Origin of the sequence: Pseudohaemophilus parahaemolyticus (genome assembly GCF_938021905.1) — a bacterium.
GTDB classification, from domain to species: domain Bacteria; phylum Pseudomonadota; class Gammaproteobacteria; order Enterobacterales; family Pasteurellaceae; genus Haemophilus_A; species Haemophilus_A parahaemolyticus_B.
In genome coordinates, this window is sequence record NZ_CALIFA010000040.1 from 39,584 (window position 1) to 48,686 (window position 9,103).

At 41.4% G+C, this 9,103-nt stretch carries 11 protein-coding genes; 6 read left to right on the forward strand and 5 right to left on the reverse strand.

The window, feature by feature from the left end:
• Nucleotides 1-5 precede the first annotated feature (5 nt).
• Genes QMF79_RS03910 through QMF79_RS03920 form a run of 3 tightly spaced genes read left to right on the forward strand, consistent with a single transcriptional unit; the run spans nt 6 to nt 2,503 of the window.
• Complete coding sequence (locus QMF79_RS03910) at nt 6-788, forward strand: metal ABC transporter ATP-binding protein (protein WP_281772855.1); 783 nt, start codon at nt 6-8, stop codon at nt 786-788.
• 3 nt (nt 789-791) lie between these two features.
• On the forward strand, nt 792-1,676 hold the full coding sequence (locus tag QMF79_RS03915; protein ID WP_281772856.1) for a metal ABC transporter permease: 885 nt from the start codon (nt 792-794) through the stop codon (nt 1,674-1,676).
• Nucleotides 1,676-2,503, forward strand: coding sequence for a metal ABC transporter permease (locus QMF79_RS03920; protein ID WP_281772862.1), 828 nt, complete (start codon nt 1,676-1,678; stop codon nt 2,501-2,503). Before QMF79_RS03915 ends, QMF79_RS03920 begins: the two co-directional genes overlap by 1 nt.
• A gap of 71 nt (nt 2,504-2,574) precedes the next feature.
• On the opposite strand, the gene QMF79_RS03925 is transcribed toward QMF79_RS03920, so the two are convergent.
• The 4 genes from QMF79_RS03925 to QMF79_RS03940 are packed head-to-tail and all read right to left on the reverse strand — an operon-like array spanning nt 2,575 to nt 5,290.
• Nucleotides 2,575-3,285, reverse strand: a complete 711-nt coding sequence (locus QMF79_RS03925) for an ABC transporter permease (RefSeq protein WP_111427153.1) — start codon at nt 3,283-3,285, stop codon at nt 2,575-2,577.
• Between the two features lie 11 nt (nt 3,286-3,296).
• Complete coding sequence (locus QMF79_RS03930; RefSeq protein ID WP_281772857.1) at nt 3,297-4,334, reverse strand: ABC transporter substrate-binding protein; 1,038 nt, start codon at nt 4,332-4,334, stop codon at nt 3,297-3,299.
• Nucleotides 4,291-4,473 (reverse strand): hypothetical protein, encoded by a 183-nt coding sequence (locus QMF79_RS03935; protein WP_231550897.1) that lies wholly within the window; start codon nt 4,471-4,473, stop codon nt 4,291-4,293. The genes QMF79_RS03930 and QMF79_RS03935 overlap by 44 nt, the downstream gene beginning before the upstream one ends.
• Before the next feature lie 25 nt (nt 4,474-4,498).
• Nucleotides 4,499-5,290 (reverse strand): ABC transporter ATP-binding protein, encoded by a 792-nt coding sequence (locus QMF79_RS03940; RefSeq protein WP_281772858.1) that lies wholly within the window; start codon nt 5,288-5,290, stop codon nt 4,499-4,501.
• Nucleotides 5,291-5,500: 210 nt separating this feature from the next.
• On the opposite strand from QMF79_RS03940, the gene QMF79_RS03945 reads away from it, so the two are divergent.
• The 3 genes from QMF79_RS03945 to QMF79_RS03955 all read left to right on the forward strand — a co-directional run bounded on the left by QMF79_RS03945 (nt 5,501) and on the right by QMF79_RS03955 (nt 8,007).
• On the forward strand, nt 5,501-6,577 hold the full coding sequence (locus tag QMF79_RS03945; RefSeq protein ID WP_281772859.1) for an acyl-CoA dehydrogenase family protein: 1,077 nt from the start codon (nt 5,501-5,503) through the stop codon (nt 6,575-6,577).
• Nucleotides 6,578-6,770: 193 nt separating this feature from the next.
• Nucleotides 6,771-7,532, forward strand: coding sequence for a threonine/serine ThrE exporter family protein (locus QMF79_RS03950; RefSeq protein WP_281772860.1), 762 nt, complete (start codon nt 6,771-6,773; stop codon nt 7,530-7,532).
• Between the two features lie 10 nt (nt 7,533-7,542).
• A complete protein-coding gene (locus tag QMF79_RS03955; RefSeq protein ID WP_111427157.1) occupies nt 7,543-8,007 on the forward strand; it encodes a threonine/serine exporter family protein in 465 nt (154 codons plus the stop codon).
• A gap of 135 nt (nt 8,008-8,142) precedes the next feature.
• On the opposite strand, the gene glnS is transcribed toward QMF79_RS03955, so the two are convergent.
• Nucleotides 8,143-9,103: glutamine--tRNA ligase (glnS, locus tag QMF79_RS03960; protein WP_281772861.1), on the reverse strand; the 961-nt coding region annotated here is incomplete at its 5' end.

Consider the following 9,103-nt stretch of genomic DNA (forward strand, 5'->3'; position numbering starts at 1 on the left):
CCAAAATGAATACTTCCCAGACTTCACTCATCGTAAAAGATGTTAGCGTGCGTTATAACAATGGGCACTTAGCGTTACACGATGTCACATTTTCTCTTGAGAAAAGCACCATTTGTGCCTTATTAGGTGTGAATGGCAGTGGTAAATCAACGTTATTTAAGAGCATTATGGGGTTAATTAACCCGAAAGGCTCAATTGAATTATGTGGTTTATCTGTGAAACAAGCACTTAAGCAAAACTTAATTGCTTATGTACCACAAAGTGAAGAAGTGGATTGGCAGTTCCCTGTGTCAGTTTACGATGTGGTGATGATGGGGCGTTATGGTTATATGAGCTTTTTGCGTATTCCTTCTGCAAAAGACAAACAAAAAGTCCAAGAGGCGATGGAGCGAGTGAGCATTGCTCATCTTGCTGATCGCCAAATTGGTGAACTTTCGGGCGGTCAGAAAAAGCGGGTTTTTCTGGCTCGCTCGCTTGCTCAAGAGAGCAAAATTATTCTATTAGATGAGCCGTTCACAGGCGTGGATGTGAAAACAGAAAATGCGATTATTGAGCTACTTAAACAGCTTCGTGATAGCGGGCATCTAATTTTAGTTTCTACTCATAATTTAAGCACTGTACCAAGTTTCTGCGATCAAGCAGTGATGATTAACCGTACCGTGCTTGCCACAGGTTCTATTGAACAAACCTTTACACCAGAAAATTTAGAACGAGTGTTTGGTGGTGTGTTGCGTTATCAATTTCAAACTTCACATTTTAATCAAAATCCAAGTCAAAAAGCGGAGTAGAGTATGTTGGAATTATTACTCGAACCCTTTAGTTACGACTATATGTTTAAAGCCATTGCACTAAGCGGTGTGATTGGGGCGGTGTGTGCGTTTCTTTCTTCCTATTTAATGCTCAAAGGTTGGTCATTGATTGGCGATGCGTTATCGCACGCAGTTGTACCAGGCGTTGCTCTGGCGTATGCTTTTTCTCTACCTTATGCGATGGGTGCTTTTTTCTCTGGATTTTTTGCTACGCTTGCGATTCTTGCTGTGAAATCCATAACTAAACTCAAAGAAGATGCGGTCATCGGCTTTATTTTTACCACCTTTTTTGCCTTGGGCTTATTTATTATTTCCATTCATCCAACTTCGGTAGACGTGCAGTCGATCATTCTCGGCAATATTCTGGGCATTGCAGATGAAGATGTAAACCAAGTATTGATTATTCTGGGCATCACTATCGTGCTTTTACTCTTTTATTGGAAAGATCTCTTGTTGGTTTTTTTCGATGAAGTGCAAGCCAAAGCAGTTGGGATTTCACCGCTTAAGTTAAAAATCATCTTTTTTAGTTTGCTCAGTGCTTGTGTGGTGACTGCACTGCAAAGCGTAGGTGCGATTTTAGTGATCTCAATGGTAGTTACCCCAGGGGCGACAGCCTATCTTCTAACTGATCGCTTCGGCAAATTGTTGATTATTTCAACACTATTAGGCGGTATTACCAGCGTTGTTGGGGCTTATGTCAGCTATTACATTGACGGTGCAACAGGTGGTTGTATTGTCACATTGCAAACTTTGATTTTCTTAATCGCATTTTTCTTCTCGCCAAAATATGGCTTGATTCCACGCCGATTTGCAAATCAATCCGCAAAAACCATCGCTTGTGAAGCAGGTCAAGGGGGCAGTCTATGATGAATGCGATTTATCAATGGTTTGCTGAACCGCTTGCGTTTCCTTTTATGCAACAGGCGTTGATTATCGGGCTGGTTGTAGCGATTATCTGTGCGACGTTATCTTGCTATTTAGTGCTAAAAGGCTGGTCTTTGATGGGGGATGCGATTTCCCACGCGGTGTTACCAGGGATTGTACTTGCTTATATGCTCTCTATCCCGCTCGCAATTGGTGCGTTTTTCTCTGGCGTTTTTTGTACCATTGCCGTAGGCTATTTAAAAACAAATAGCCGAATTAAAGAAGATACCGTGATGGGCATAGTATTCTCAGGGATGTTTGCTATCGGCTTGGTCATGTTTACCAAAGTAGAAAGCAACCAACATTTGATGCACATTCTATTTGGCGATTTACTCGGGATTACTGTCCACGAATTCTATCAAAGCTTGATTATTTCCACCTTTGTGTTCCTTGTGATTGTCCTCAAACGTCGAGATTTCTTACTTTACTGCTTCGATACAATGCATGCCCGCACTGTGGGTTTAAACACTACATTCTTGCATTACAGCTTGCTGGTATTATTGGCGTTAGTCATTATTAGTGCCATGCAAGTAGTCGGCGTAATTTTGGTAGTCGCTATGCTTATTACTCCTGGGATTACAGGCTATATTCTTACCAAACGCTTCGAACGAATGATGCTCATCGCAATTTTAACCTCAGTAAACAGCGTTTTCTGGGGCATTTTCCTCAGCTTCCATTTTGATGCCGCAACAGGACCTTTCATTGTGCTCATCCAAGCGGTTGTTTTCTTAACGGCATTAGCAGTGGTGCAGTTGAAGTTGAGGAAGTAGGAATAATTATGTAATTTCTTCGTTTATCTACTCCCCTCTTTGCTAAAGAGGGGGATTATTAACTGGAAAAGTTATTTTCCCCCTTTCACCAATGCCCATCTAATTAAGCTATCTAGTCCCCAGCCGATTAAGCCAATAATGACCACAACTGCCATCAATTCGGAGTAGGCGAGGCGATCGCGGGTATCAAGGCTAAAATAGCCTAGCCCTTCATTCACGCCAAGCATTTCACACGGTACGAGAATAACCCACGCAATGCCCATTGAAACACGTAAGCCTGTGAGAACGTGTCCTACAATAGCTGGGACGACAATTTTGCAGAGTGTCTCTTGTTTAGAGGCAGAGAGTGAGCGGGCAAGTAAAAGCCATTGCGGATCGATGCTTTTCACGCCTGCACTGGTGGAGATAATCAGCGACCAAACGGAAGCGAAGGCGAGTAGCATTACGATAATTGGCATCCAAGAAAGTGGAGAGATCATTCGTAGCAGTTGAAACGCGGGCGTGCACCATATTTCTAGTTTTTTGAAGAAGCCTAGCAATAAACCGATGGGTACGCCGACAATAAGGGAAAAGCTTAATCCGACGAAAATGCGTTGTAGGCTAGCAAACAGATGTGGGAAAATTTCGCCCGAGCTAATAAGCCAGATAAAGCTATCAAGTGTAGGCAGAGGGGCGAGTGTGCTGGCAAGCGAGATGCGTTGTGAAAGCCAATATGAACTAAGTTGCCAGATAATCAGCAGGGAGAGTAGTCCACCTGCACTAAGTAATGTTTTTTGTTTCATTGTTGTTCCTTTTATACATCAATTTCTTCAACACGCTCAAAACCATTTTGTAATCCAAAAACGGTTAGATAATCACCTTGTTCTAAGGATTTTTTCATAAATTGAGGGGCATTCAATTCACGTGCAACTTGTGTTGGATTGAGTTCAGCAAGAAAACCGTTATTGCCCGATAATTTCGTGGTTTGTAAAAATTCAACCAACTTTTCCATATAAGAATCAAACGGATAAGGCTGGAAGCCAATGCGTTGTTGATGCCCGTGCGTGTGCCATTCGGGGTGTTTTACTGCACCGCGAGCCAGATATTCCGCCCATTGCTGTTCGCTAGGGGCTAGCACTTTTTCTAAAACCTCTTGGCTGTGCGGTGTGTAGCCATTACCACGTGCAAGAGTTTTTGCTACCTCAAGCGGTTGATTTACGCAGAAAACTTGCGATTCGGTTAGGGCATTTACGACTTTTTGTGTCCATTCTGGGCGTTCTGTCACATCTTGTTCGTGCATCATCGTTAAGCAGCAAGCGTGATCTCGCCAAACATCAGCACTAAATCGCAAAATTTTTTCAACGCCTTTGGCTTCTGCCAATGCGTTAAAAGGTTCAGCAACAATAAATCCAGCAATCACGCTATTTGCTAAGGCAGTTACCATATCAGAAGGCGACATTACTACTAATTTCACTTCGTTTTCTTTCGATTTTTTAGTGGTTACACTTAGATTATTTGCTTGCAACAGCTGTTGCACCACAATATTATGGATAGAATACCAGAACGGAATAGCAACAGTTTTTCCACCAAGATCAGAAATTCGTTCAATCTGCGGTTGCACGGTAAGAGCGGAACCTGCCAAGTGATTCCACATAACCGCTTTCACAGGTGCATTTGCGGCATATTTTAGCCAGAGCGACATCGGTGAAAGTAGATGGACGAGATTCACTTCACCACTTAAAAAAGCTTCGACCAGTTGCGACCAACTGCGAAACATTATAGGTTTTTCGGCTTTGATGCCCTGTTTCTCAAACAATTTTTGAGCGTGAGCGACAAGCAGAGGAGTGGGCATCCGTAATCGGTAAATAGCCAATGCGGACAGGTTGTTCGGGCTGATTAGTTCGTTTTAGCTTTTGTGCCTGCAAAAGCGGTGCACTTCCTGCAAAGCTAAACAGACTGAGAAGTTTTAGAAAATCGCGACGACTGTTCATTTTTTATTCATTGTTTATTCTTTTACTAAATCACAAATTCAACAGTTTGCTCTTGTTTTTTGTTATTTTCGTTTCGTTGTAACGTTTTTAGAATATCAACACGAATTTCATTAAGTAGTAATAAATTCTCGCGTGGATAAGAACTGACAATATCCCAACGTCCAACAATATTGGCAGGGCGGTTACCAAGCAGAATAACCTGATCAGCAATCGCAAGGGCTTCGTCAATATCGTGGGTAATCATCACCACGCTGGTGTGATGGCGGTCGATAATCTCTCGTGTCATCAGCTGCATTTGTTGGCGAATAATGGGATCAAGTGCTGAGAAAGGTTCATCCATCAAAATTAACTTAGGCTGACGAGCTACTGCACGGGCTAAATTTACTCGTTGAGCCATTCCGCCAGAAAGCTCATGTGGCATCGCATTGATGGCGTGCGTTAAGCCAACTTCTGCAATGGCATTGTCTACATTTTGCGAAATTTCAGCTTTATTTGACCGCTTGTGGCAGGTGAAATCTAAACCAAAGGCAACGTTCTGCTGTACATTAAGCCAAGGCAAGAGATTGGCAGATTGAAATACAAAACTAACTTCGGGTTGCGGTTCGGTAATCGATTTATCGAAGAGCGTAATTTTCCCAGCAAGTGGTTTATCTAACCCTGCAATAACGCGGAGTAGAGAAGATTTTCCTACGCCGCTTGGGCCAAGAATGCAAGTTAGCGATTTTTCAGGCACATCAAAAGAGACATCTTGCAAAATTACATTAGTTTGATCATTTTTGCGGTAGCCTAAGGCGATATTATTAACAGTAAGAGCCATATCATTTGTTAAAAAGTTGTTGTAGATGGCGTTACAATAAAAGAGGAGTGCTTGTGAGGGAAATATCCTTGCTTAATCCTTTATAATTTTTTGTTCTAATAGTTTTCAGAACAAAAATGAATAATAAGTAGGTTTTTATTATTTCTCAATCGTTTGCTTTTTGTCTAATATCGCTCCAACTTTATTTTTTAACGATTAAAGGGGCATTTTATGGCTAAATATCTATCAACTGAATTTATTGAATGGTTAAACCAACACGCAGCAGAGATTGATCAATCAAATCAATATGCTGATGAGTTATTTAAACGAGTGGCACAAGAAGGTATTTTTAAAATTGGTGTGCCTGAAGTATTGGGTGGTAAAGGTGGTTCATTCCAGCAAGCGATTGAAGCTGTGCGTGAAATTTCTACTTATTCCTTAACGGCAGGTTTTATCTCTTGGGGGCATCGTACCTTAATCCAAAATTTATTAAGCAGCAAAAATAGCTTGCCGCGTGAACGTTGGCTAGATGATTTATTAAATGGCGAATTATCGGGTGGCACGGGCTTATCAAATGCGGTGAAATTCCTTTCAGGCATTGAAGAATTACAAGTAACAATTGTAGAAGAAGGCGAAAAACGCTATTTACAAGGTCGCTTGCCGTGGATTACCAATCTAAAAGAGAGTGGATTTATCACAATTTTTGCTGCGGAATATGCAGATGGAAGCAAACCACCTGTGATTGTTGTGTTACCGTATAACGTAAATGGTGTGACTCGCACGAAAGAATTATCGCTTGTAGCACTACAAGGCAGTAATACGGTGGCGATAGAGTTAAATCACGTGGAGCTCGATCCTGATTGGATCATCGCAGAAAATGCGGGGGAATATTTAGCCCAAGTGCGCCCAACTTTCTTAGGTTTACAATGTGCAATGGCATTTGGTTTGGCAGCACGTAGCCTTGCGGAAGTGAAAAAATCACTGGATTACGTGGATAATCGTTCTGTGCTAAAACCAGAATATGATGAACAGGTACAAAAATTAGCTAATTTAGAGCACCGTTTAGCAGAAGGATTAAATCAATCCAATTTCTTTATCGACAATCCAAAAGCCTTGTTTGATGTACGTATTGAAATTGTAGATGTGGTTGCCTCAAGTTTATTGCTTGAATTACAGGCTTCTGGCGGTCGTGGCTACTTGCAAAATGCAGGTTCAGATTTCATCCGTCGTTGGCGAGAAGGGGCATTTTTGCCTGTAGTAACACCGAGTGTTTTACAGTTAAAAACCATTTTGCAGGCAGCTAAATAAAGTTATTGCAAATCCTAATAAAAAACAAACCGCTTGTAGCGTTCCTGCTACAAGCGGTTTGTTTTTTGGAACTTTTGCGACTACATCAATTTTCTTATCTTTTGACCTAGATCATAACTTAAGTTCATTTTCTAATTACATTGAAGCATTAGGATTATAATTCGGGCAGTTTAATTTTTGTACGAGGTTCAATATGGAACAGGAACATCAACGGGCGGTAACAAGGGCGTGTGTTCAAGTGGCGTTATTGCTGTTGCAACACGGGGCGGAGAGTACGGTGGTGGTACAAATGGCTCAGCGATTGGGTGTAGCATTAGGTGTAGAGAGTGTAGAGTGTGCTTTAACGGCGAATGCAATTGTGCTGACAACACTTTCAGATGAACACTGCATTACGACCACGCGGAAAAACAGCGATAAAGGAATTAATATGCAGATGGTCACTGATGTGCAGCGGATTGTAATTGCGGTGGAGCATAAACTATATGATTTAGAGATGGCACAACAAAAGTTGAATCGATTAAAACCGCTGAAATATCCACCAATACTAGTGGTCGGAATGATAGGGCTTTCTTGTGCTTCTTTTGATCATCTTTCAGGGGGAGATTGGGTGATTTGTGTGATTACTTTTTTCGCTTCTGCAGTGGGAATGTTTGTGCGGCAAGCCTTATCAAAACGGCATTATAATCCGTTGATTGTATTTGCGATGACCTCTTTTGTAGCATCGCTGATTTCGGGGTTAAGCTTGAAATATCAGTGGGGAAACGATCCGCAAGTGGCGTTAGCTTCGAGCGTTTTATTGCTTGTACCTGGTTTTCCTCTTATCAATTCGCTGGCGGATATTTTGAAAGGCTATATCAATATGGGGATTGGGCGTTGGACAATTGCTACTATTCTCACTTTTGGGGCTTGTTTGGGGATTGTGTTTGCGTTAAGCGCGATGAATATTTCGAGTTGAGGGCATTAAAATGGATTTTATATTCAGTTTGTTAGACGATATGTTCTTTGCAGCCATTCCTGCGGTAGGGTTCGGCTTGGTGTTTAATACACCTATAAAAGCGTTGAAATATTGTGCTATTTTAGGTGCGTTAGGGCATGTTACCCGCACATTATTACTGCAAATCCATACTCCTATTGTCTTTGCTACTTTTTTTGCTACCTGTGTGATTGGCTTTATTGGTGTGCATTTATCTCACCGTTATTTAGCACATCCAAAAGCATTTACTGTTGCGGCAATTATTCCGATGATTCCTGGGGTATATGCCTATAAGGCAATGATTGGGATGGTGCAGCTTCATCATTTCGGCTTCTCTGAAATTAGGTTTGAAAATGCGATTAGTGCATTTTTAAATACCACCTTTATTCTGGGGGCGATTGTGTTTGGATTGGCATTGCCGGGTTTGTTGTTTTATCGGGAGAAACCTGTGGTGTAATATTAGCGTAGGGACGGGTTATCTCCGTCCAACTTTTTACTACACTAGCGATGTGCGATGAGTCATAATGTTCTCCTTAAATAATCCTATTAAAAAGGGCTAATATGATTAGCCCCTATGTAATTTATCGTCTAATTAAAACGCTACACTCTCTTTTAAGCTTACAGTTAAGTTGAAGATTAAATGTTCTGGGTGGCTATCTTTGCTATCTAAGCAGTAATAGCCTTCACGTTCGAATTGGTAACCTTGTTCTGCTTTTGCGTTTGCTAAACTTGGTTCAACAAAACCGTGTTTTACTACTAAAGAATTTGGGTTTAAGACGCTTTCGATCTCTTCTTCCGCACCGGGATTCGGTACAGTGAATAAGCGATCGTATAAACGGAATTCTGCAGGTTTGGCATGTGTTGCAGAAACCCAGTGGATTACACCTTTCACTTTACGACCGTCTGCAGGGTTTTTACCCAAGGTTTCAGGATCGTATGTGCAATAAATGGTAGTAATTTTACCGCTTGCATCTTTTTCTACACGTTCTGCTTTGATCACATAAGCATTACGTAAACGCACTTCTTTACCTAATACTAAGCGTTTGTATTGTTTGTTTGCTTCTTCACGGAAGTCAGCTTCGTCAATGTAAAGCTCCTTCGTGAAAGGCAATTCGCGAGAGCCTAATTCTTCGCGATTTGGATGATTTAGTGCTTTTAACCACTCTTCGCCTTCGAAGTTTTCAATCACTACTTTAACAGGATTAATTACAGCCATTGCACGTGGTGCATTTTCGTTTAAATCTTCACGAATGCAGGCTTCAAGGGCAGAGTATTCCACTACGTTATCTTGTTTAGTCACGCCAATACGACGACAGAATTCACGAATAGATGCTGGCGTATAACCACGGCGACGTAAACCAGAAATGGTTGGCATACGCGGATCGTTCCAACCATCTACAATTCCGTCGTTTACCAATTTTAATAGCTTACGTTTAGAAGTTAAAGTACCTTCTAAGTTTAAACGTGAGAATTCGTACTGATGCGGTAATGGGCGTTCAATACTGATATTGTCTAACACCCAGTCATATAAACGACGGTTGTCTTGGAATTCT

Coding starts and splice junctions, on each gene's coding strand:
- QMF79_RS03910 (WP_281772855.1), top strand. CDS start 6: ATGAATACTTCCCAGACTTCACTCATCGTAAAAGATGTTAGCGTGCGT.
- QMF79_RS03915 (WP_281772856.1), top strand. CDS start 792: ATGTTGGAATTATTACTCGAACCCTTTAGTTACGACTATATGTTTAAA.
- QMF79_RS03920 (WP_281772862.1), top strand. CDS start 1,676: ATGAATGCGATTTATCAATGGTTTGCTGAACCGCTTGCGTTTCCTTTT.
- QMF79_RS03925 (WP_111427153.1), bottom strand. CDS start 3,285: ATGAAACAAAAAACATTACTTAGTGCAGGTGGACTACTCTCCCTGCTG.
- QMF79_RS03930 (WP_281772857.1), bottom strand. CDS start 4,334: ATGCCCACTCCTCTGCTTGTCGCTCACGCTCAAAAATTGTTTGAGAAA.
- QMF79_RS03935 (WP_231550897.1), bottom strand. CDS start 4,473: ATGAACAGTCGTCGCGATTTTCTAAAACTTCTCAGTCTGTTTAGCTTT.
- QMF79_RS03940 (WP_281772858.1), bottom strand. CDS start 5,290: ATGGCTCTTACTGTTAATAATATCGCCTTAGGCTACCGCAAAAATGAT.
- QMF79_RS03945 (WP_281772859.1), top strand. CDS start 5,501: ATGGCTAAATATCTATCAACTGAATTTATTGAATGGTTAAACCAACAC.
- QMF79_RS03950 (WP_281772860.1), top strand. CDS start 6,771: ATGGAACAGGAACATCAACGGGCGGTAACAAGGGCGTGTGTTCAAGTG.
- QMF79_RS03955 (WP_111427157.1), top strand. CDS start 7,543: ATGGATTTTATATTCAGTTTGTTAGACGATATGTTCTTTGCAGCCATT.